At 69.4% G+C, this 21,340-nt stretch carries 19 protein-coding genes and 1 pseudogene; 10 read left to right on the top strand and 10 right to left on the bottom strand.

From position 1 onward, the window contains the following. The first annotated feature begins 20 nt into the window (after positions 1 to 20). From FHP29_RS08020 to FHP29_RS07990, 7 genes are all read left to right on the top strand, one after another. Positions 21 to 1,166 (top strand): acyl-CoA dehydrogenase family protein, encoded by a 1,146-nt coding sequence (locus FHP29_RS08020; RefSeq protein ID WP_139622350.1) that lies wholly within the window; start codon positions 21 to 23, stop codon positions 1,164 to 1,166. A gap of 143 nt (positions 1,167 to 1,309) precedes the next feature. Next, on the top strand, positions 1,310 to 2,851 hold the full coding sequence (locus FHP29_RS08015; RefSeq protein ID WP_139622349.1) for an amidase: 1,542 nt from the start codon (positions 1,310 to 1,312) through the stop codon (positions 2,849 to 2,851). Further along, positions 2,848 to 3,558: a nitrile hydratase subunit beta gene (nthB, locus tag FHP29_RS08010; RefSeq protein WP_139622348.1), complete on the top strand. Its 711-nt coding sequence runs from the start codon at positions 2,848 to 2,850 to the stop codon at positions 3,556 to 3,558. Before FHP29_RS08015 ends, nthB begins: the two co-directional genes overlap by 4 nt. Beyond that, positions 3,551 to 4,150 carry a nitrile hydratase subunit alpha gene (gene nthA, locus FHP29_RS08005; RefSeq protein WP_139622347.1) on the top strand — a complete coding sequence of 200 codons (600 nt, stop codon included), beginning with the start codon at positions 3,551 to 3,553 and terminating at the stop codon, positions 4,148 to 4,150. Before nthB ends, nthA begins: the two co-directional genes overlap by 8 nt. Next, positions 4,147 to 4,584 (top strand): nitrile hydratase accessory protein, encoded by a 438-nt coding sequence (locus FHP29_RS08000; RefSeq protein ID WP_139622346.1) that lies wholly within the window; start codon positions 4,147 to 4,149, stop codon positions 4,582 to 4,584. The genes nthA and FHP29_RS08000 overlap by 4 nt, the downstream gene beginning before the upstream one ends. Further along, positions 4,581 to 4,784: a CbtB domain-containing protein gene (locus tag FHP29_RS07995; protein ID WP_205013947.1), complete on the top strand. Its 204-nt coding sequence runs from the start codon at positions 4,581 to 4,583 to the stop codon at positions 4,782 to 4,784. The genes FHP29_RS08000 and FHP29_RS07995 overlap by 4 nt, the downstream gene beginning before the upstream one ends. Next, positions 4,750 to 5,547, top strand: coding sequence for a CbtA family protein (locus FHP29_RS07990; protein ID WP_139622345.1), 798 nt, complete (start codon positions 4,750 to 4,752; stop codon positions 5,545 to 5,547). The genes FHP29_RS07995 and FHP29_RS07990 overlap by 35 nt, the downstream gene beginning before the upstream one ends. 210 nt (positions 5,548 to 5,757) lie before the next feature. Here the strand turns inward: FHP29_RS07990 and FHP29_RS07985 are convergent, their stop codons facing one another. Further along, the gene (locus tag FHP29_RS07985; protein ID WP_139622344.1) at positions 5,758 to 6,711 is read right to left on the bottom strand and encodes a GlxA family transcriptional regulator; all 954 of its coding nucleotides are present in this window, start codon (positions 6,709 to 6,711) and stop codon (positions 5,758 to 5,760) included. A gap of 106 nt (positions 6,712 to 6,817) precedes the next feature. On the opposite strand from FHP29_RS07985, the gene FHP29_RS07980 reads away from it, so the two are divergent. Beyond that, positions 6,818 to 7,453, top strand: coding sequence for an isochorismatase family protein (locus tag FHP29_RS07980; RefSeq protein ID WP_139622343.1), 636 nt, complete (start codon positions 6,818 to 6,820; stop codon positions 7,451 to 7,453). A 527-nt stretch (positions 7,454 to 7,980) separates the two neighbouring features. Here FHP29_RS07980 and FHP29_RS23110 read toward each other — a convergent pair. Both FHP29_RS23110 and FHP29_RS23105 read right to left on the bottom strand, forming a co-directional pair. After that, positions 7,981 to 8,127, bottom strand: coding sequence for a winged helix-turn-helix transcriptional regulator (locus tag FHP29_RS23110; RefSeq protein WP_476703663.1), 147 nt, complete (start codon positions 8,125 to 8,127; stop codon positions 7,981 to 7,983). 65 nt (positions 8,128 to 8,192) lie between these two features. After that, a pseudogene (locus FHP29_RS23105) lies at positions 8,193 to 8,282 on the bottom strand (hypothetical protein); the annotation flags it as partial. Between FHP29_RS23105 and FHP29_RS22615 the strand changes: the two are divergent. After that, positions 8,281 to 8,454 carry a nuclear transport factor 2 family protein gene (locus FHP29_RS22615; RefSeq protein ID WP_139622342.1) on the top strand — a complete coding sequence of 58 codons (174 nt, stop codon included), beginning with the start codon at positions 8,281 to 8,283 and terminating at the stop codon, positions 8,452 to 8,454. The pseudogene FHP29_RS23105 and the gene FHP29_RS22615 sit on opposite strands and share 2 nt — an antisense overlap. 958 nt (positions 8,455 to 9,412) lie before the next feature. Next, positions 9,413 to 9,724 (top strand): hypothetical protein, encoded by a 312-nt coding sequence (locus tag FHP29_RS07965; RefSeq protein WP_139622341.1) that lies wholly within the window; start codon positions 9,413 to 9,415, stop codon positions 9,722 to 9,724. A 344-nt stretch (positions 9,725 to 10,068) separates the two neighbouring features. Here FHP29_RS07965 and FHP29_RS07960 read toward each other — a convergent pair whose 3' ends face one another. The 7 genes from FHP29_RS07960 to FHP29_RS07930 all read right to left on the bottom strand — a co-directional run bounded on the left by FHP29_RS07960 (position 10,069) and on the right by FHP29_RS07930 (position 21,278). Then, entirely contained in the window at positions 10,069 to 11,226 is a 1,158-nt protein-coding gene (locus tag FHP29_RS07960) for a Fic family protein (protein ID WP_139622340.1), read from the bottom strand. Positions 11,227 to 11,365: 139 nt separating this feature from the next. Next, positions 11,366 to 12,067: a DUF3885 domain-containing protein gene (locus FHP29_RS07955; RefSeq protein ID WP_139622339.1), complete on the bottom strand. Its 702-nt coding sequence runs from the start codon at positions 12,065 to 12,067 to the stop codon at positions 11,366 to 11,368. Positions 12,068 to 12,254: 187 nt separating this feature from the next. Next, positions 12,255 to 15,641 carry a pyruvate carboxylase gene (locus FHP29_RS07950; RefSeq protein ID WP_139622338.1) on the bottom strand — a complete coding sequence of 1,129 codons (3,387 nt, stop codon included), beginning with the start codon at positions 15,639 to 15,641 and terminating at the stop codon, positions 12,255 to 12,257. Positions 15,642 to 15,670: 29 nt separating this feature from the next. Then, positions 15,671 to 16,942 (bottom strand): 2-oxo acid dehydrogenase subunit E2, encoded by a 1,272-nt coding sequence (locus tag FHP29_RS07945; protein ID WP_139622337.1) that lies wholly within the window; start codon positions 16,940 to 16,942, stop codon positions 15,671 to 15,673. A gap of 11 nt (positions 16,943 to 16,953) precedes the next feature. Further along, positions 16,954 to 19,602 (bottom strand): pyruvate dehydrogenase (acetyl-transferring), homodimeric type, encoded by a 2,649-nt coding sequence (gene aceE / locus FHP29_RS07940; RefSeq protein ID WP_139622336.1) that lies wholly within the window; start codon positions 19,600 to 19,602, stop codon positions 16,954 to 16,956. Between the two features lie 86 nt (positions 19,603 to 19,688). Beyond that, on the bottom strand, positions 19,689 to 20,585 hold the full coding sequence (locus tag FHP29_RS07935; RefSeq protein WP_139622335.1) for a LysR family transcriptional regulator: 897 nt from the start codon (positions 20,583 to 20,585) through the stop codon (positions 19,689 to 19,691). Positions 20,586 to 20,597: 12 nt separating this feature from the next. After that, positions 20,598 to 21,278, bottom strand: coding sequence for a lipoyl protein ligase domain-containing protein (locus tag FHP29_RS07930; RefSeq protein ID WP_158296515.1), 681 nt, complete (start codon positions 21,276 to 21,278; stop codon positions 20,598 to 20,600). Positions 21,279 to 21,340 lie beyond the last annotated feature (62 nt).

Genomic DNA, 21,340 nt, shown 5'->3' with positions numbered 1-21,340 from the left:
GAGAGGCAAGGCAGCAGCACGTGAGACGCGAGATCTACGACGGTGATCACGAGGCGTTCCGGAAGTCCGTCCGGGAGTTCATGGAGCGCTCGGTCATCCCCAACCTCGACTCCTACGCGGAGGACAAGGCCTTCCCGCGCGAGATGTGGCTCGCAGCCGGTGAGCAGGGCCTTCTCGGCCTCGGCATCCCGGAGGAGTACGGCGGCAGCGGTGCCGAGGACTTCCGGTTCGCCGCGGTGCTCGGAGAGGAGACCGCGAAGGTCCTCGCCGCCCTCAACAGCTGCTTCGGGATCCACTGCGACACGGTGCCGCCCTACTTCGTCGAGCTGGGCACCGAGGAGCAGAAGCAGCGGTGGCTCCCCGGCATGGCGTCCGGAGAGATCCTCTCCGCGATCGGCATGACGGAGCCGGGCGGAGGGTCCGACCTGGCAGCGTTGAAGACGACGGCGGTGCGGGACGGCGACGAGTGGGTCATCAACGGCTCCAAGACGTTCATCACCAACGGCTACTCCGCCGACCTCGTCCTGGTCGCGGCGAAGACCAGTCCCGAGAAGAAGGCGCGCGGAATCTCGCTCTTCGCGGTGGAGACCTCGAAGGAGGGGTTCTCCCGCGGGCGCAAGCTCGACAAGGTGGGTCAGGACGAGTCCGACACCGCCGAGCTGTTCTTCGACAACGTCCGGGTCACCGACGCCGAGGTCATCGGCGAGCTCGACCAGGGCTTCATCCACATGATGCAGTGGCTGCCGCAGGAACGGCTCGGCTCCGCCATCAACAACGTGGCGCACGCCAAGCAGATCTTGATCGAGACGCTGGAGTACACCAAGGAGCGCCAGGCGTTCGGACAGCCGATCGGATCCTTCCAGCACAACAAGTTCCTGCTGGCTGAGCTCTTCACCCAGATCGAGGTCGCCGAGGCGTACGTCGACAAGTGCGTGATGGCGCACGTGCACGGCGAGCTCACCGCCATCGATGCGGCCAAGGCGAAGTGGTGGTCTGCCCAAGCGCAGTCCGAGGTCCTCGACCACTGCGTGCAGTTGCACGGTGGATACGGGTTCATGAACGAGTACCGCGTGGCCCGTGCCTGGCGCGACGCCCGGGTCACCAAGATCTGGGCCGGCTCGAACGAGATCATGAAGGAGCTGATCGGTCGCGACCTCGGTCTGTGACCGTGCTGCGTCCACCACAGTCGGCGGCCACGGTGCCTTGAGGATTCCGACAAGGGTGGGGGTCCGACTCTGCGCTCCCTCTGTTGCCACGACCGCGGCGGGCCCGTCAGCATCGACGAACCCGTCAGGATGAAGGAGGGCACGTGCCCATCGATCGGCCCACCACATCGGCTCTCGAGCGGATCGCCGCAGGCTACGGCCTCGAGATCTCACCAGCGGACCTGGAGTGCTATCGCGCCGTGGCGGAGGACTCCATGGCGGCCTGGGACCTCGTCGAGTCGCTCTACGCACAGCACGCGCCGGCGGTTCCTGAGCGCGCGTGGTCGCGGCCCGACGACCCGGACAACCCCTGGGGTGCCTGGTACGTCCGGACCGAGATCCAGGACCGCGCCGACGGTCCGCTGGCCGGCCGGCGCGTCGTGATCAAGGACAACACCAGTGTCGCCGGCGTACCGATGATGGACGGCTCGAAGATGCTCGAGGACTTCGTCCCTCGTGAGGACGCGACCGTGGTGTCGCGGCTGCTGGCGGCCGGTGCCGTGATCGTCGGCAAGTCCGTGTGCGAGGACCTCTGCATGTCCGGGGGATCCCACACCAGCAAGAGCGGTCCGGTGCGCAATCCGTGGGATCCGAGCCGGGCGGCCGGCGGATCCTCCAGCGGCAGCGGCGTGCTCGTCGCGACCGGTGAGGCCGACCTGGGCCTGTCGGGCGACCAGGGCGGCTCCATCCGCATCCCCGCGTCGTGGCTGGGCATCGTCGGTCACAAGCCCACCTGGGGTCTGGTGCCCTACACCGGCGCGGTGCCGGTCGAGCCGAGCCTGGACCACCTGGGGCCGACCGCGCGGACGGTGACCGAGGCCGCTCAGATGCTCGCGGTCATCGCCGGTCCGGACGGGCTCGACCCACGTCAGCCGTCCTCGATGGAGCCGTTCGACTACGCGACGCTCCTCGGAAGAGGTGCGGCCGGCCTGCGGGTCGGGGTGGTCACCGAGGGGTTCGGTCACGCCAACTCGGAGGGCGAGGTCGACGACGCGGTCCGCGCTGCTGTCGAGAGCCTCCGGTCGGCCGGCATGGTCGTGGAGGAGGTGTCGGTTCCCTGGCACGCCACCGCGCCGGCCCTGTTCAGCGTGATCGCGTTCGAGGGCGGGCTCGCCCAGCTCGTCGAGGGCAACACCTTCGGCTTCGGTTGGAAGGGTCGCTACGACCCCGATCTGATGGCGCACTACGGTGCCCGGCGGCGGGCGGATCCGTCCGCGTTCTCGGAGTCGCTCCAGATGACGATGCTGGCCGGCCGCCATGCCCGCGACAATGGACACGGACGCCACTATGCGATGGCGCGCAATCTGGAGCGGCAGCTCACTGCCGCCTACGACGAGGCGTTGCGCCATCACGACGTCCTGGTGATGCCCACGACGCCGATGCGGGCGACCCCGCTTCCGGAGCCGGACGCGGGCGTGCTCGAGGTCCTCGCCCGAGGCACCGAGATGCTCACCAACACCGCCCCCTTCGACATCACCGGGCACCCCGCCTGCTCGGTGCCCGCAGGCCTGGTCGGGGGACTGCCGGTCGGGATGATGATCGTCGGGAGGCGGTTCGATGACGCCACCGTGCTGCGCGTCGCCCATGCTTTCGAGACCGAGGTGGGTGGATTCCCGCGCCCCGACCGAGTGGAGGTTGCGTCATGAACGGAGTGTTCGACCTCGGCGGGACCGACGGTCTCGGGCGGATCGAGGCGCCGCCCGAGGAGCCGGCGTTCACCCATGACTGGGAGCGAGCGGTCTTCACGATGCAGCTGTCCTGCATGATCGGCGGCTGGTGCGGACTGGACTCCTTCCGGCACGGCATCGAACAGATGGATCCGGTGACCTACCTGAGTACGTCGTACTACGAGCACTGGCTCCACTCGTTGGAGCACCACGGGATCACGAAGGGCATGATCGATCCGGCCGAGCTGGATCGTCGTACCCAGGCATTCCTGGACGACCCGCACGCGCCGCTCCCGCGCCATGACCCGAAGCCGGAGCTGATCGCGGTCGTCGAGGCGCTGTCCACCCATGGTGCGCCCGCCACGCGGCCGACCGACGCGCCGGTCGGCTTCCGCGTGGGCGACGTCGTGCGCGTCCGCAGCGTGGCTCCTCTCGGTCACACCCGGATGGCCCGCTACGTGCGTGGCAAGGTCGGCACGGTGGTGGCGTACCGCGGGTCCTTCGTGTTCCCCGACTCCGCGGGCAACGAGCGTGGCGAGGATCCGCAGCACCTGTACACGATCCAGCTCAGCGGTGCCGAGCTGTGGGGCGAGGAGTACGCCGACCCGCGGACCTCCTCGACCTTCGACGTCTGGGAGCCCTACATCGAGATGGTGCGAGAGAGCGAAGGAGCAGAGCGTGAGTGAAGCCGACCGTACGTCCGAGGAGATCGCGGCGCGGGTGAAGGCGCTGGAGTCCATGCTCATCGAGCAGGGACTGCTGACCACCGAGATGGTCGACCGCTATGTCGACATCTACGAGAACGAGGTCGGGCCCCAACTCGGCGCGAAGGTGGTCGCCAAGGCCTGGGCCGACCCGGAGTTCAAGGCCCGACTCCTCCAGGATGCGACCGCGGCCTGCGCCGAGCTCGGCATCGGAGGTGGCCAGGGCGAGCACATGGTGGTCCTCGAGGACAGCGACGAGGTGCACCACGCCGTCGTCTGCACCCTGTGCTCCTGCTACCCGTGGCCCGTCCTCGGCCTGCCGCCCAACTGGTACAAGGAGCCGCAGTACCGCTCCCGCATGGTCCGCGCGCCGCGCAAGGTGCTGGCCGAGGACTTCGGCTACGAGATCCCCGATACCAGGGAGATCCGCGTCTGGGACTCCAGCTCCGAGATCCGCTACTGGGTGCTGCCCCAGCGTCCGGCCGGCACGGACGGGTGGTCGGAGGAGCAGCTCGCCACGTTGGTCACCCGCGACTCGATGATCGGCGTCGCTCCCGTCGGGGCGGTCTCGTGACGACCCCGGTGGCGGGCGCCGAGCTGACGGCGGAGCTGCGGCGCGGGCTGGACACACTTGTCGGCGATCTCCCGGGTCGCTCCGGCGACCTCGCCTTCGACGAGCCGTGGGAGCTGCGCGCCTTCGCCCTCGTCGTCGCCGCCTACGAGGCCGGTGGCTATCCCTGGGGCGAGTTCCAGCAGGCCCTGATCGCCTCCATCCGGCAGTGGGAAGAATCCCCCGCCGCCACGCGTGCCCCATGGTCGTACTACGAGCACTGGGTCCGGGCGTTCGAGGCGGTGCTGGGCGAGCGGGGGACGGTCGATCGCGACGCTGTGGAGGTCCGCACCTGCGACGTCCTCGCCACCCCCAAGAACCGCAACCATCACGAACCGCATTACGAGCCGATCGCCGTCGACCCCGCGAGGACGACGTCGATCCCGGAGGCACCGTGAACATCGAATCCACCCCCCTCGCCCATCGTCCCACCTCGTCGGCCGTGCCGCTCTGGGCCTCGGCACTCGCGGCCGTGGCGCTGCTTGCCGTGTTCTTGATCCTCCAGGGGAACGACTCTCTCCTCTCTGCCGAGATGGGCTCGTGGCTGCACGAGGTCACGCACGATGGACGGCATGCACTCGGCGTGCCGTGCGACTGACACCGTGGCTGCGACGTCCTGGGGGCTGCGCCTCAGGTGTGGTGCGGTCGCGGGAGCAGCGGGCGGCCTAGCGTCTGTCGTGGTCCTCTGGCTGATGGTCGAACCGGTCATCGGCCGAGCCATCCTGCTCGAGGAGGAGATGCACGGCCGGCACGAGGCCGGGGGTGCTCACGAACACGGCGCCACGGTGACGCGCCTGCAGCAGCAGATCGGGGGCACGATCACCGTTCTCGTCGTTGGCGTGCTCCTCGGACTTGCATTCGCCGTGATCTACGCGCGTGTGCAGCACCGCTTCTCTGAGGAGACGGATCTGGGAAGGGCGCTGAGCCTCGCGGCGCTGGCGTTCACCGTCGTCGCTGCCGTGCCGAGCGTGATGGTGCCGGCTAATCCGCCCGGGATCGGCAGCTCGGACACCGTGGGCCGGCGGACGCTGATATATCTGTTGATCATCTTGGTCGGCGTGCTCTTCGTCGGAGTCGTATTCGCGCTCCATCGGGCAGCGGTCGACAGGGGCATCGCGCCGGAGGGGCGCTGGCTCCTGACTGCAGCGGCGGTCGCGATCGGCGCCTTGGTCGTCTTTTCGGTGCCGCACGTCGAGGAGCGAGTGCCTTCGGTAATTCCTGCTGATCTCGTCTGGGACTTCCGTGTCGGATCGCTGGTGCAGACGGCCGCCCTGTGGACGACGATGGGGATCGTTCATGGCGTGTTGCTGCATCGCGAACGAGAGCGTGAGTCGGTGAGCTTGATGGCTCGGGGTCGATGAGCTGGAGGCGACGCCGTGCGCCCGTCGTCAAATCGGAGGATGAGTCATCCTCGGCTCCGCGCGGCGCCTCTGATGGAGACGTCGTAGACCGGCCATGCCAGGTCTCGTTGGACGAGATCGTCGCGCGACTCCTGCTCTGGTCGGGCTGCTGATCGGAGACTTCGACGTGCTGCCTCGCGGAGGACTGGCGCGGCTCGCAACCGGTGACGCCTATGGTCCAGCTGGCGCGAATCGCCGTCGATAGGAAGTCGGCGTCGTCGCGAACGCTGTAGTGAAGTTCTGCCGGAAGGTCACGACGCTGCTGAAGCCGCACTCTTCTGCGATGCGGGAGATCGGCCAGGTCGTCGTCTCGAGGAGGCGGCGAGCTTCGTCGAGACGACGAGTGAGGACCCATCGTGCTGGTGTTGTGCCGGTGACCTCCGCGAATCGGCGCGTGAAGTTGCGCCGGCTCATCCGGGCGTGGGCTGCCAGGTCGTCGACCGAGAGTCGCTCATCGAGGTGGGCGAGGGCCCAGTCGATTGTGGTTCCGAGGTCGCCCACGCCCCCCGCCGCCGGTATGGGGCGGTCGACGTACTGAGCCTGGTCGCCTTCGCGCTGGGGCGCGACGACGAGATGGCGAGCGACGGTGGCTGCCGCGGTCGATCCGAGCTGCGAGCGCACGATCGACAAACACGCGTCGATTGCCGACGCCGTGCCGGCGGATGTGAGGACGTCGCCGTGGTCCCGATAGAGCGCTGCCGGCGTGACGGTCACATCCGGGCGTCGCTTGGCGAGCTCTTCGACCGCGCCCCAGTGGGTGACGACATCCCTTCCGTCGAGGACCCCGCTGTCCACGACGGGGAAGGCTCCGAGGCACAGCCCTGCGATGTGGCTGCCCCGCGCCTGCGCGGCGCGGATCCTGTCGGCCAGGACCGCGTCGGTTGGCGGGAGGTCGCTCGGCCACGACGGCATCACCACGAGGTCGGCGTCCTCGACGACGTCGGGTCCTGCGACGGCTTCGACCCGGAGCCCCTCGGCGGTCCGGATGCCGTGCCCGTCCTCGGTCCACACGACGGGAGTCCATCCTTCGGCCAGACCGAGGCGGCTGACCTCGCCGAAAACCAGCAGCGGAGCGGCAAGGTGGAACATGGTTATGCCGTCGAAGGCGTGCACGACGATGCGCATTGTGGCCCGATCTCATCGAAGGTCGTCTTTCGTGCCACTCACGGTACCGCCTCGCAGCGACCAGAGTGGAGGGGAAGGCCCCACCCACCTAAGCAGGAGAGTCTCTGTGTCCACGCCCCGCCGCGCGCTGATCGTCGTCGACGTCCAGCAGGAGTACTTCGACGGCATCCTCCAGATCCAGTCCCCGTCACGCGAGCAGTCTCTTGCCAACATCCTGGCCGCGCTCGATACCGCGGAGCGCCAGGACATGCCCGTGGTCGTCGTCCAGCACGAGCTGCCCGAGGGCGCGCCGGTCTTCGCCGTCGGAAGTCACAGCTGGTCGTTGCGCCCCGAGATCGAGCGGCGCCTGAAGCCCTCCTGGAAGCGGGTGACCAAGGACAAGGGCAGCGTCTTCGCTGGCACCGACGTCGCCGCATGGCTGCTCGAGCAGGAGGTCGACACCATCACCATCGTCGGCTTTATGACCAACAACTGCGACATCGCCACAGCGGTGGGCGCCGAGGAGCTCGGCCTGGCTGCGGAGATCCTCTCTGATGCGAGCGGTGCGATCCACCTGGCCAACGAGGCGGGCAAGGTCTCCGCCGACGAGCTGCACCAGGCCCTGCTCGTGCTGCTGCACTCCAACTTCGCAGCGGTCGCCAGCACCAAAGCCTGGGCGGAGGCCGTCGCCGCTGGAGCCGCGCTGCCCAAGAGTGACCTCGGCACTTCCGCCATGCAGGGCCGCGCCTCCTTCGCCGGCTGAAGAGCGGACCCTGCGGGTCCACGAGTGCCGCCAAGCAACATGGTGGTCGTCGTGGGCGGACGCCTGTGGCGTCGCCCACGACAGAGGCAGTGGCAACCGAGCTCGTGCTCGCCTCAGAAGGTAGAGCGCTCCTTCCTGGCGTCGCATTGGCCTGGCCGGCCCACCCGGAGTCGGAGAGGCGGGTCGCCGGGAGCGGAAATCGCTCCCGGCGGGCGGCGCCGACACGCGACCGGGGCGAGCCGGCAGTCGGCAGATGGTCGTCACGGGACCACGAATTTTCACCATCAACCATCATCGGCCGGCATGCAGTGTTCGCGCAGGTCTGGCCGTGTTTTCTAATCACCGTCAGCGGCAGTCGTCAAGCCCCAGAAGGCCCTCGAATTGTCCCCCGACAAGGCCGTCTCGCTTCTCGCTGGAGGATGACTTAGCTCGAGCCGGGCCTGATTGTCTCCGCCTATGGCTATCTCGTGAGGACACTGAATCGCTGGATCGAGGGCGTGCTCACCGCGGCGCACAGATTGCAGTCTTCAGCGGCTGTCGTATTCGTCGCGGGCGCGTAGGACTGTCTCGATGTGCTCTTCGGCCCATTGCCCGAGCGCGGCGAGGGGCTTGCGCAGGGTCTGGCCGAGGGCGGTGAGTTCGTACTCCACGCGGAGTGGCATCTCGTTGTACATAGTGCGGGTGAGGTCCCGTCGCGCTCGAGGTCGCGCAGGGTCTCGGTGAGGACCTTGCCGCTGATGCCGTCGACTCTCTCGCGGAGCGCGCCGAACCGAAGCGGCCCGTCGTCCAGCCAGAGGAGCTTCCAGCTCGCGGTGACGGGCCCGGCCATGGTCAACGGCGAGCTGGTTGCTGTGCCTGTGCGCTTCACCGGCCGCCGCGATGGGGCGTCGATGGACATGACCGGAGTGGACCTGCTTACTGTCCGTGACGGCAAGATCGTCGAGGTGCACCTGTTCTCCGAGAACGGCGTAGCCGAGGACCGGTTCTGGGGACGTCCCTGACCTTCGGTGGTCAGGTGAAACGCATATGATGGTCGTCGGCGCCGGACGCTCCAGCAGAGCCATGCGGATCAGAAGGACCCGCGTAGTCCACGTTCCGGAAGTCTGGTGACCTCGCCCAAAGGTGTTCTCACTGCTTCGTTCCGCGGCATTGGTACTAACGAGGGCGCGACGACGACCAGCCGCCTGCGGTCCGCAGATAGTCCGCAGAAGGTCCCGGAACGACCACTGCTGGCCATCGACGATCAACGAACGGGCGGGCGTGTTTGCGCAGGTCAGACAGAGTTTCCGGTCATGTCCAGTGTCAGTCACCAAGGCCCAAGAACCCCTCGAATCGTCCCCCTGGTACTACTGATCTGGCGCGTTTGTGCAGGTCAGAGGCATGTTCGGGCCTCATGCGTGGCAGATGCGTGGCAAGAATCGCCCGCGGACGGTTCGACGGAGCCCAAGCTCGTCCTCAAGTGGCGCTAGTGGATAGGCAGCCTCGTCAGAAATGGCGACTTCAACTGGAATCGGTTGCAGCAGGCATGCTGAGCGGTGCGTTGGTGGCCGGCTTGATCGCGCTCGCCGCTCAGCTGGGTTGGCTGAATCACAGCCCAGCACTTCGCTGGAGCATGGTGGTTCTTGGTTCACTGACAGGTGTGATCGTGGCCGCCCGGTACCTGAAGAACCGGGGCATTGAATCTTGAGTCACTGACGAGTGCGGCTCTGACATTGGTCTGGGCCGCACCCGCCGTTCGCTCAACTGTGAACTCACCCAGGATCTCCACGCTGCTCGCGTGCAGCCGTTGGCTCGGTTCCATAGCGACTTCGAGGAGCCGGAGTACCAACTCGCCGGCGGCTTGGTGCAGCTCTTCACCGAGGTCGGTCTCGAAGGCGCCCAAGCCGGGGCCGGTGATGCATGCCGATCACCAGGTCGTCCAGAATCTGCATGCGGTCTCGGCCGCCTGGCAGCGCGCGAGTGCGCGACCTCGTCGACCTTCAGTTGCTCGACAAGGGCGCAGACCTCGACCTCGCGCAGGTCAAGGCCACGTGCATCCAGCTCTTCGACTACCGGCGCCAGAAACCATGGCCGCCGACCATCGAGTCTGGTGCCGGTTGGGACACGCTGTATGAGACCGTGATCGAGGACATGGACGTACTGCCTGACGTGGGTGCCGCCGTGGCCTGGGTCGACGAGTTCGTGCAGCGCATCGAGGCTGGTGCATGCCGCAGTGTCATCGTCAGAGACCGCCTGGGTACGAAGACAACCAGCCGGCATGACGAGCCTTGAGGGCGTCGCGCTCGAACGCACTTTGAGGGACAACGTCGGGGCCCACCCGTAAGGGCAGTAGAGCCATTCGAGCTTTGGAAGAGCCACTTTGGTTCGAATGTCGCAATCACCCGGGCGAACGCGACTACGTCCTGTGTGAGCAATGGCGGACCTTCCCGGGCCGGATAGCCGCCTGGTGCCAGACGGATCAGGCGAGCTTCAGAGTCTCCAAGAGCGAAATGTCGGACGCGCTGCCGGACGCCACGCGCTGGGTCGACGGCTTCCTAATCGGAAACACACCCCGTCAACCGGACGCCGATGATTTCGATGGGCAGCTGTCCCTACGGGGTTGTTAGACGGTGTCTTCACGGCCGCGCTCGCCGGATCTCGCCGATGAGTGTCGGATAGGGATCGTCCAAGGGCTTGCGGTCCGCCCTCAGCGCGGCTTGGATCCGCCGGAGCGGTTCGCCGGCGACGTAGTGGCGACCGCGCCGCTCGCCTCGTGCTTCCAGGAGGCCGATGTTGGCGGCGCTGACCAAGTCTCGTGTGGCGGTCCGTTCGTCCAACTCGGTGAGCTTCACGTAGGACGGCCGTGTCACGCGCAACCCGATCAATGCATCGAAGAGCGCTGCGCCGATCCTGTCGTTGAGGCGGTGCTCTGCGACCAGTTCGTCGATCTTGCGCCACTGGATCTCGGCCTCGTCGAATCGGCGGCGCATCGTCTGAGCCTGCATGTGATGCGCCCGCAGGTTGAACTTCACCCAAAGCGTCGCATCGTTTCCAGGGTTCCAAGCACCGTGCCCGGTCGCTGCAAGGACGTCGTAATAGTCTTGGGTGTTGTTGCCGAGCCACTCCTCAATGCTGGAGAAGGTCGGCTCGACCACTTGGTCCTGTGCGAGCACCATCGTCTGGAGGGCGCGGGCCATGCGCCCGTTTCCGTCGCGGAAGGGGTGGATCATGACGAGGTTCAGGTGGGCCATCGCCCCGCGCACCAACGGATCGTCGGCTGTGGGCGTCGACAGCGACTCGGACAGCGAACGCATCAACTCCGGTACCAGATCGCCGTCCGGACCTGCGTAGACGTTGACGCCGCGCTTGTCGTCGCGGACGAAGATCTCCTTGGTGCGGTAGCGACCGGGTGTCTTGGACAGGTCGTGATCGAGCAGCATGAAGTGCATCGACCGGAGGACAGCCTCGTCGATCACGAAGCCTGGCTCCGTTGCCACGTTGAGGACGTAGGTGAGGACCCGGCGGTAGGCGATGATCTCGAGCCAGGTCGCGTCGTCGGCGCTCAGCGGAGGCTCGTCATCGACGGCCGCGACGGCGTCCTCCTCGCTCACGGTGTAGCCCTCGATGGTGTTGGAGCCCTGGATAGCGCGCGCTGTGGAGGTGCGTCGGAGCAGTCCGTTCCAGCGTTTGGGTGCGCGTAGGTAGTCCGCGAGCGATGCGCGCGTTTCGTGGATCTCCCCGATGGCCTGCTGGTCTTCGAGATCCGGGTCTGGGGTGGCGAAGAGGGAAGTCATGTCCGTATGTCCTTTATTAAGTGTCAAGTCTACGGGCGCAGGCGTCCCTTTGTCACTTATTAAGAGACAAAGGGACAGTGTTGCTCGGTCAGCTCTGCGACGGGACGCTCTTCCTCGGAGCTCCGCCATCGGTCACAGGTCAGAGTCCCTGAGGATGCGCCGACAGCCAGTCGGCGTGGCGCTTCATGAGCGCGTCGCGCTCGACGGCGCTCGGGAGTAGAACGTCGGCTCCGCCGTCGTACGGGCAGTAGAGCCACTCAAGATCGGGAGCCCCGATGACGAAACGGCCCTCGTCGTCGGCGGCCGCGAGCAACAGAGAGTCGATACTGGCGTCCGCCAAACCGGACGAGGCCCAGAAGTAGTTGAAGGCGGCGTCGGGGTCATCCTCGGCTTGCCGCCTCTGCCAGGGCCAGGCCGACGGCAGGCGGCCTTTCGACCACCCGGCGGCGAGGTCATCCGAGCCCCAGTCGACGGCGATCACCCAGAGGTCGGTCAGGTCAGCCGAGCCGTGGAGTTCTCGAAGGACCGTGCGATGGCGTCGGAGGATCTCGGCGCACCCAGCGTCACTGTCGGCGTACCGCTTCGGCTCGGGGAGGCTGTGGAACCGGACCCATCGGTCGCTGTACGCACCCCGCAGTTCGTAGCCGAGGGGACTGGCCACGGGCCAGGTCCGATCCCACAGATCGGTGAGGTGAGCGGCGCGGCCGCTGACCTCACCATGCTTGAACGCGCCATGGTGACCGCGCAGTCGCCGCCAGCGGCTCTTGATCGCCCAGCGCGTCTGGAGAGACTTGAACGCGACGCACGCGCGGAAGGAGTCGACGACCTTCGGCACGGGCATGATGAACAGGGTAGTGACGCCGGATGGGCCGCCCGCGTGCGTAGCAAGAGCGTGGCAGGAGAATCGCTTGTGGCCGTCGACGGCCAACGCCGCCAATCACGTTTCCGCAGGTCAGCGGCACAGTGCCGTCGATGCCCACCAACACCCGCTGAGCGTGCCACGCTTTCCCTGGTACTACTGATCGCGGTCAGGCCAGCTCGAGGATCAGGTCGCCCCCGTCGACGGCCTGGGTGCCGCGGATGGCGAGCCGCTTCACCGTTCCGCCCATGGGCGCGGTGATGGCGGCCTCCATCTTCATCGCCTCGATGGTGGCGACGGTGTCGCCGGCCGCCACCTCGTCGCCCTCGGCGACGGTCACGGTGACCGCGCCCTGGAAGGGTGCGGCGACGTGGCCGGGCTGGGCGGGGTCGGCCTTCTCGGCGGCGGCGACCTCGGCCGAGACCGAGCGGTCGCGCACCGAGATGGGGCGGATCTGGCCGTTGAGACGGGCCAGGACGGTGCGGTAGCCGCGCTCGTCGGGCTCGCTGATGGCCTCGAGCTCGACGAGGACCCGCTTGCCCTCGTCGATGTCGACGGCGTGCTCGGTGTCGGGCTGGAGGCCGTAGAGGAACTCCGTGGTCGGTACGACGGACAGGTCGCCCCACCTCGCCCGCGCCTCGGCGAACTCGCGGGTCGGGCCGGGGAAGAGCAGGCGGTTCAGGGTCCCTCGGCGGTCCGAGACCAGGCCAGCCTCGTCCTCGGCGGACAGGGTCTCGGCCGGCGGGCTCCACGGCCGCCCGGCGATCGCCTTGGAGCGGAAGGGCTCGGGCCAGCCGCCCGGCGGGTCGCCGAGCTCGCCGTGCAGGAACCCGATGACCGACGCCGGGATGTCGTACGACGAGGGGTCGGCCTCGAACGCCGCGGGATCGGCGCCGGCGGCCACGAGCGCGAGGGCGAGGTCGCCGATCACCTTCGATGACGGGGTGACCTTGGGGACGCGGCCGAGGATGTCGTTGGCCGCGGCGTACATGTCCTCGACCTGCTCGAACTTCTCGCCGAGGCCGAGCGCGATCGCCTGCTGGCGCAGGTTGGAGAGCTGGCCGCCGGGGATCTCGTGGCGGTAGACGCGGCCGGTCGGCGCGGGGAGCCCGGACTCGAACGGTGCGTAGAGGCGGCGTACGGCCTCCCAGTAGGGCTCGAGCGCGTTGACGGCCGACAGGGAGAGCCCCGTCGACCGAGGCGAGTGGTCGGTCGCCGCGACCAGCGAGGAGAGCGGCGGCTGCGAGGTGGTGCCGGCCATGGAGGCGGTGGCGGCGTCGACGGCGTCCACGCCCGCGGCGATCGCGGCGGTGAGGGTGGCGAGCTGGCCGCCGGCCGTGTCGTGGGTGTGCAGGTGCACCGGCAGGTCGAAGCGCCCGCGCAGCGCGGTCACCAGGGTGTGAGCCGCGGGCGCGCGCAGGAGCCCGGCCATGTCCTTGATCGCCAGGACGTGCGCGCCAGCGTCGACGATCCGCTCGGCGAGGCGCAGGTAGTAGTCGAGCGTGTAGAGCTCCTCGGACGGCGAGGAGAGGTCGCCGGTGTAGCACAGCGCGACCTCGGCGACCGCGGTCCCGGTGGCGCGCACCGCCTCGATCGCCGGCCTCATCTGCTCGACGTCGTTGAGCGCGTCGAAGATCCGGAACACGTCGATGCCCGTGGCGGCGGCCTCCTCGACGAAGGCGTCGGTCACCGCGGTCGGGTACGGCGTGTAGCCGACCGTGTTGCGCCCGCGCAGGAGCATCTGCAGGCAGATGTTGGGGACGGCCTCGCGGAGCCTGGCCAGCCGGTCCCACGGGTCTTCGGACAGGAAGCGCAGCGCGACGTCGTACGTCGCCCCGCCCCAGCACTCCATCGACCACAGCTCGGGGGTCGTCCGCGCGACGTGCCCGGCGACGCCGAGGAGGTCGTGGGTGCGCACCCGGGTGGCGAGCAGCGACTGGTGGGCGTCGCGGAAGGTCGTGTCGGTGACCGCGACCCCCGACCGGGCGCGCAGCTCGTCGGCGAAGGCCTCGGGTCCGATCTCGAGCAGCCGCTGGCGCGACCCGTCCGGCGGCGCGGTGGCGAGGTCGACCGCGGGCAGCTTCGCCGCGGGCGCCACCGAGACCGGCACCGGACCGTGCGGCTGGTTCACCGTCACGTCGGCCAGGTAGGTGAGCAGCCGGGTGCCGCGGTCGCCCGACGCGCGGGCGGTCAGCAGCTGGGGATGGGTCTCGATGAACGAGGTGGTCACGGAGCCTGTCGAGGCCGCGGCGAAGTCCGGGTCGTCCAGCAACGCCTGCAGGAACGGGATGTTCGTGGCCACGCCGCGGATCCGGAACTCCGCCACCGCCCGCCGCGCACGGGCGACCGCGTCCTCGAACGTGCGTCCGCGGCAGGTCAGCTTGGCGAGCATCGAGTCGAAGTGCGGGCTGACCTCGGCACCGGTGAAGGTCGTGCCGCCGTCGATCCGCACGCCCGCCCCGCCCGGGGAGCGGTAGGCCGTGATGGTGCCGGTGTCGGGCCGGAACCCGTTGGCGGGGTCCTCGGTCGTGATCCGGCACTGCAGCGCCGCGCCCCGCAGCCGCACGGTGTCCTGGGACAGGTCAAGGTCGGCGAGGGTCTCGCCCGAGGCGATCCGCAGCTGCGCCTGGACCAGGTCGACGTCGGTGACCTCCTCGGTCACCGTGTGCTCGACCTGGATCCGCGGGTTCATCTCGATGAACACGTAGTTGCCGGCGGGGTCGAGGAGGAACTCGACCGTGCCCGCGCACGAATAGCCGATCTCGCGGGCGAAGCGCACCGCGTCGGCGCACATCCGCTCGCGCAGCTCGGGATCGAGGCCGGGCGCCGGCGCGATCTCGACGACCTTCTGGTGCCGCCGCTGCACCGAGCAGTCCCGCTCGAAGAGGTGCATCACGTTGCCCGAGCCGTCGGCGAGGATCTGCACCTCGATGTGCCGCGGGTCCACCACGGCCTGCTCGATGAACACCGTCGGATCGCCGAACGCGCCCTCGGCCTCGCGCATGCAGGTCTCGATCGCCTCGCGCAGCTGCGCCCGGTCGTCGACCCGGCGCATGCCGCGGCCACCGCCGCCGGCGACCGCCTTGACGAACAGCGGCGCGGGGATCGCCTCGGCCGCCGCCACGAGCGCTTCGACATCGGTCGAAGGCTCCACCGACGCCAGCGTGGGTACGCCGGCCGCCTTGGCCGCGGCGATCGCACGGGCCTTGTTGCCGGTCAGGGTGAGCACCTCGGCCGAGGGCCCCACGAAGGTGATCCCCGCGGCGGCGCAGGCCTCGGCCAGTGCGGGGTTCTCCGACAGGAAGCCGTAGCCCGGATAGATCGCGTCCGCGCCGCACGCCACCGCCGCCGCGACGATCGCGTCCGGGTCGAGGTAGGTCCGCACCGGGTGGCCGCGCTCGCCGATCTGGTAGGCCTCGTCGGCCTTCAGCCGGTGCTCGGAGCCGCGGTCCTCATAGGGGAAGACCGCGACCGTGGCCGCTCCCAGCTCGTACGCCGCCCGGAAGGCCCGGATCGCGATCTCGCCCCGGTTGGCGACGAGGACCTTCGAGAACATGAGACCTCCTGCAGTCGGCTGTGCGGGTGTCAGAGGGCCAAGCGTCGTACGTCGGCGGCCAGGTGCGCCAGGTGGGCGGTGAAGCGGGCGGCCAGTGCGCCGTCGATGACACGGTGGTCGTAGGACAGGCACAGCGGGAGCATCAGGCGCGGGACGAATGTCTCGCCGTCCCACACCGGAGCCATCTTCGAGCGTACGACGCCGAGGATGGCCACCTCCGGTGCGTTGACGATCGGCGTGAAGTGCGTGCCGCCGATGCCGCCGAGGCTGCTGATCGTGAACGTCGCGCCCTGCAGGTCGGCGGCGCTGAGCTTGCCGTCGCGGGCCCGGGCGGAGAGCTCGCCGAGCTCCTGGCTGAGCTCGAGGATGCCCTTGCGGTCGACGTCGCGCACGACCGGGACGATCAGTCCGTCGGGGGTGTCGACGGCGACGCCGACGTGCACGTAGTCCTTGAGCACCAGCTCCTCGCCGGACAGCGAGCTGTTGACCTCGGGATGCTTGCGCAGGGCCGAGGCCGCCGCCTTCATCAGGAAGCTGAGCAGAGTCACCCGGTAGCCGTCGGCCTTCGCCTGCTCGTCGAGCTCGCGACGGTAGGCGTCGAGCTCGGTGATGTCGGCCTCGTCGGCGTGGGTGACATGCGGGACGTTGAGCCAGGAGCGGTGCAGGTGCGGGCCCGAGAGCTTCTTGATCCGGGAGAGCGGGACCCGCCGGACGGGCCCGAACTTCGAGAAGTCGACCTCCGGGATCGGCGGGATCCCCGCACCCGCGGGGGAACCGCCGGCCGCGGGCGCCACGCTGCGGTCGTAGTGGGTGAGCAGGTCCTGCTTGGTGACCCGGCCCTTCGGGCCGCTGCCGCTGACGGCGGTCAGGTCGACCTCGAGCTCGCGGGCGAGGCGGCGGACCAGGGGGGTGGCGCGCAGGCCGTCGGCCTCGGGGGTCTCGGGACGGCCGACCGGAGCGGTCGGGGCGGCCGCCTCGGCCACCGGGGCGCTCTGCGCGGCCTCCTCGACCACCGGCGCGGGGGTCTCCGCGACCGCGGCAGCCGGTGCGGGCTCGGCGGCGGCGGTCGCGGCGACCGCGATCACCGTGCCCTGGCTGACCGTGTCGCCGACGCCGACCGAGATCGACACGATGGTGCCGTCGACCGGCGAGGGCACCTCCATGGTGGCCTTGTCGGTCTCCAGGGTGATGAGCGGGTCCTCGGCACGTACGACGGCGCCGGGGGCGACGAGCACCTCGATGACGGGTACGTCGGAGAAGTCACCGATGTCGGGAACGCGGATGTCCACGGAGTTGTCCACTTCTACTGTCCTCACGCGTGGGCCGGGTCGGCCCGGTCGGGGTCGATGCCGTACTTCTCGATCGCCTCGGCGACGACCTCGGGCGCGACCGCGCCCTGGTCGGCGAGCCGGCGGAGCGCGGTGACGGCGATGAAGTGCCGGTCCACCTCGAAGTGGCGGCGCAGGTTGCGGCGGTAGTCCGAGCGACCGAAGCCGTCGGTGCCGAGGGCGGTGTAGCTGCCGGGCACGAAGGCGCGGATCTGGTCGGCGTAGGACTTCATGTAGTCGGTCGCCGCGATCACGGTCCCGCTCGCGCCGGACAGGCACTGCTCGACGTACGACGTGCGCGCCTCCTCGAGGGGGTGCAGGGTGTTCCACCGCTCGACCGCGAGACCGTCGCGGCGCAGCTCGGTGAAGCTCGGCACGCTCCACACGTCGGCCTTGACCTTGAAGTCCCTCGCGAGCAGGTCGGCCGCGGCCAGCACCTCGCGCAGGATCGTGCCCGAGCCGAGCAGGTCGACCTTCGCGGCGCCGCGGCCCTTGCCCCGCTGCAGCGGGTACATCCCCTTGAGGATCCCCTCGGTGACGCCCTCGGGCATCTCCGGGTGCTCGTAGTTCTCGTTCATCAAGGTGAGGTAGTAGAAGACGTCCTCCTGCTCGACGTACATCCGGCGCAGGCCGTCGGCGACGATCACCGCCAGCTCGTAGGCGTACGTCGGGTCGTAGGCCACGCAGTTGGGGATGGTGGCGGCCTGGAGGTGGCTGTGTCCGTCCTCGTGCTGGAGGCCCTCGCCGTTGAGCGTGGTCCGGCCCGCGGTGCCGCCGAGGAGGAAGCCGCGGGCGCGCATGTCGCCGGCCGCCCAGGCCAGGTCGCCGATCCGCTGGAAGCCGAACATCGAGTAGTAGATGTAGAAGGGGATCATCGGGGCGTCGTTGGTGGAGTACGACGTGGCGGCGGCGATCCACGACGACATGGCGCCGGCCTCGTTGATGCCCTCCTGGAGGATCTGGCCGCTGGCGTCCTCCTTGTAGAACATCAGCTGGTCGGCGTCCTCGGGCGTGTAGAGCTGGCCGCTCTGCGAGAAGATGCCGACCTGGCGGAAGAGCCCCTCCATGCCGAAGGTGCGGGCCTCGTCGGGGACGATCGGGACCACCCGCCGGCCGACCTCGGGGTCGCGCAGCAGCTTGGTGAGGATCTGGACGAAGGCCATCGTGGTCGAGATCGCCCGGCCCTTGGACCCGGCGGTCTGGGCGGCGAACGCCTCGACGCCGGGGACGGTGAGCGGGGCCGACGTACGCCGCCGCTGGGGCAGGTAGCCGCCGAGCTCCTTGCGGCGGGCGTGCAGGTAGGCGTGCTCCTCCGAGCCCTCCGGGAAGGAGAGATAGGGCAGGTCGAGGAGCTGCTCGTCGCCGATCGGGATGGAGAACCGGTCGCGGAACGCGCGCAGGGCGGGCTCGGCGACCTTCTTGGCCTGGTGGCTGATGTTCATCGCCTCGCCGGCGGCGCCGAGGCCGTAGCCCTTGACGGTCTTCGCCAGGACGACCGTGGGGGAGCCGGTGTGCGCGTTCGCGGCGGCGTAGGCGGCGTACACCTTCTGCGGGTCGTGGCCGCCGCGGGTGAGCCGCCAGATCTCGTCGTCGCTCCAGCCGGCGACCATCTCCTTGAGCTCGGGGTCGGTGCCGAAGAAGTGCTCGCGGACGTAGGCGCCGTCCTTGGACTTGAAGGTCTGGTACTCCCCGTCGACGCACTCCATCATCCGGCGCTTGAGGGCGCCGGTGGTGTCCTTGGCGAGCAGCTCGTCCCAGGTCGAGCCCCAGATCAGCTTGACGACGTTCCAGCCGGCGCCGCGGAAGACGCCCTCCAGCTCCTGGATGATCTTGCCGTTGCCGCGCACCGGGCCGTCGAGGCGCTGCAGGTTGCAGTTGACGACGAAGACGAGGTTGTCGAGCTTCTCCCGCGCGGCCATCGAGATCGCGCCCAGCGACTCGGGCTCGTCGGTCTCGCCGTCGCCGAGGAAGGCCCACACCTTGCGGCCGGCGGTGTCGGCGAGGCCGCGGGCGTGGAGGTACTTCAGGAAGCGCGCCTGGTAGATCGCCATCAGCGGGCCCAGGCCCATGGAGACGGTGGGGAACTGCCAGAAGTCCGGCATCAGCCAGGGGTGCGGGTACGACGACAGGCCGTTCCCGCCCGTCTCCTGGCGGAAGCTGTCGAGCTGGGCCTCGGTGAGCCGGCCCTCGAGGAAGGCCCGGGCGTAGATGCCGGGGGAGAGATGACCCTGCACGTAGACCAGGTCGCCGCCGTGCTTGTCGGTCGGGGCGTGCCAGAAGTGCTGGAAGCCGACGTCGTAGAGGGTGGCCGCCGACTGGAAGCTGGCGAGGTGGCCGCCGAGCTCGGTGGAGTCCTTGTTGGCGCGCAGCACCATGGCGAGCGCGTTCCAGCGGATCGCGGAGCGGATCCGGTGCTCGACCTCGCGGTCGCCCGGGTGGAGCGGCTCGCCGTCGGCCGGGACGGTGTTGACGTAGGGCGTGGTGGCCACGAACGGCACACGGGAGCCGAGGCGCTGGGCCTCCTCGAGGACCTGGTCCAGCAGGTACTTCGTGCGCGCCTCGCCCTCGAACTCCAGGACGGCAGCGAGCGCGTCGCGCCACTCCTGGGTCTCGGCGGGGTCGATGTCGCTCATCGGGTGTCCTCAGGTCGGCGGGTGACGGGCACCACCATCCTCCGGTGCCGGTTCGCTATGCGTCCAATGACTAGATGAGAGACGAATCATGTGTCAGACACATGGATCTTCCGGCTGGTGCGCAGCACGTGCTCGCGGAAGTGTGCCGAGGCGGGGGGCAGGGTCCGGTCGCGGACCCAGGCCAGCCCGATCTCGCGGAAGGCGCGGACGTCCTTGACCCGCAGCGACGGTGCCGCGGGGGAGGCGCCGCCGCGGGGCTCGGGCAGCAGCGCGACGCCGAGACCAGCGGACACCAGACCGCGCAGCGTCTCGACCTCCTCGCCCTCGAAGCCGATCCGCGGCGTGAAGCCGACCTCGGCGCAGAGGTCCTCGGTGACGGCACGCAGGCTGAAGCCCGGCTTGAGCACGATGAACTGCTCGTCCGCCATGTCCGCGAGCCGGGCGGTACGCCGGGCGGCGAGCCGGTGGTCGGGCGGCACCACCAGGCGCAGCGGCTCGAGGAAGAGCCGGCGGCTCTCCAGCTGGCCCGGCTCCGGGAGGTCGCCGGTGATGGCGAGGTCGACGGCGCCTCCCAGCAGGTCGTCGACGAGGCCGGCGTCGCCGTGCTGGCGCAGGTCGAAGCGCACCTGCGGGCGCCGGGCGCGGAAGGTGCGGATCAGCTCCGGCACCAGCCAGGTGCCGAGGGTGTGGAGGAAGGCGACCGGGACGAAGCCCCCGTCGGGAGCGGTGATGTCCTGCACCGAGCGGACCCCGCGCTCGTAGGAGTCGAGGGTCTCGCGGGCGTGATGGACGAGCTCGCGGCCGGCGGGGGTGAGCACCAGGCCGCGCCCGACGCGCTGGAAGAGCGGAGTGCCGACGTCCCGCTCGAGGCGCGCGAGGGCCCGCGAGACCGCGGGCTGCGTGCGGTGGACCAGATCCGCCGTCTCGGTCACCGTGCTGCCGTCGGCCACCGCCAGGAATGCGCGGATCGTGTCCAGCTCCATGCACCCATGCTGTCAGTGCATGGATCTGTCGCCAACCAGCTCGCCGAGGACCGCCTTCCTGAGCTCCGTCAGACGGGAGCCGACACCGGTCGCCCGGTCGCGCAGGTCGGCGCCGGCGGCCGCGCGATCGGCGCTCGTCATCTGCAGCAGGTCGAGGACGTCGAACGGGTCCCAGTGGTCGTAGGCGATGCACTGGAAGCGGGCCCCCGCCTTCGTGCGCCGCTGCGAGATCCCCACCAGCTTGCGGCCCTCGACGAGCACCTCGCCGGGGCCGAGGGCGGCGAAGCAGACCAACCGCCCCCACGGGGTCTGTTCGAGGCCGCCGCGGTAGAGCTCGGACTCCACGCCGAGGGTCGCGAGCGCCCGCCGCCACGCCTCGCCGAGCCAGTAGACCGACTCCCGGAGGTCGTCGCTCCACCGCGGGTCGTGGCGGGGCACGACGACGTCGAGCCACACGCACCGGGCGGGGTCGACGTGCACGGCGCCGCCACCGCTGCGGCGGCGTACGACGTCCACGCCGGCCGCGGCGGTCGCGGCGGCGTCCGCGGTCGTGTGGTCCTGGGCGCTGCCGAGGACGAGCGCCGGCCCGTCGGGCTCGAAGGACCAGACCTCCGCCTCCGCGAGGTCGTCCGGGATCGGGCGCGCGTGGAAGTCGGCGATCGACCCGGTCACGTGGCGCACCTGCACGGTCATGGATTGTGCCGGACGAGCCTCCGGAGCCCGGACGGGCATGGCCCGTGCCGCGTCGGGTAGCG

It is taken from the genome of Nocardioides albidus (assembly GCF_006335005.1).
GTDB lineage: Bacteria > Actinomycetota > Actinomycetes > Propionibacteriales > Nocardioidaceae > Nocardioides > Nocardioides albidus.
Note: the sequence above shows the minus strand (reverse complement) of the source record. Positions and strands in the feature narration are given on the sequence as shown.

Excerpts from the sequence above, each read along its gene's own strand:
- nthB (WP_139622348.1), top strand. The coding sequence starts at position 2,848 with ATGAACGGAGTGTTCGACCTCGGCGGGACCGACGGTCTCGGGCGGATC.
- FHP29_RS07990 (WP_139622345.1), top strand. The coding sequence starts at position 4,750 with ATGGACGGCATGCACTCGGCGTGCCGTGCGACTGACACCGTGGCTGCG.
- FHP29_RS07985 (WP_139622344.1), bottom strand. The coding sequence starts at position 6,711 with ATGCGCATCGTCGTGCACGCCTTCGACGGCATAACCATGTTCCACCTT.
- FHP29_RS23110 (WP_476703663.1), bottom strand. The coding sequence starts at position 8,127 with ATGTACAACGAGATGCCACTCCGCGTGGAGTACGAACTCACCGCCCTC.
- FHP29_RS22615 (WP_139622342.1), top strand. The coding sequence starts at position 8,281 with ATGGTCAACGGCGAGCTGGTTGCTGTGCCTGTGCGCTTCACCGGCCGC.
- FHP29_RS07960 (WP_139622340.1), bottom strand. The coding sequence starts at position 11,226 with ATGACTTCCCTCTTCGCCACCCCAGACCCGGATCTCGAAGACCAGCAG.
- FHP29_RS07955 (WP_139622339.1), bottom strand. The coding sequence starts at position 12,067 with ATGCCCGTGCCGAAGGTCGTCGACTCCTTCCGCGCGTGCGTCGCGTTC.
- FHP29_RS07950 (WP_139622338.1), bottom strand. The coding sequence starts at position 15,641 with ATGTTCTCGAAGGTCCTCGTCGCCAACCGGGGCGAGATCGCGATCCGG.
- aceE (WP_139622336.1), bottom strand. The coding sequence starts at position 19,602 with ATGAGCGACATCGACCCCGCCGAGACCCAGGAGTGGCGCGACGCGCTC.
- FHP29_RS07935 (WP_139622335.1), bottom strand. The coding sequence starts at position 20,585 with ATGGAGCTGGACACGATCCGCGCATTCCTGGCGGTGGCCGACGGCAGC.
- FHP29_RS07930 (WP_158296515.1), bottom strand. The coding sequence starts at position 21,278 with ATGACCGTGCAGGTGCGCCACGTGACCGGGTCGATCGCCGACTTCCAC.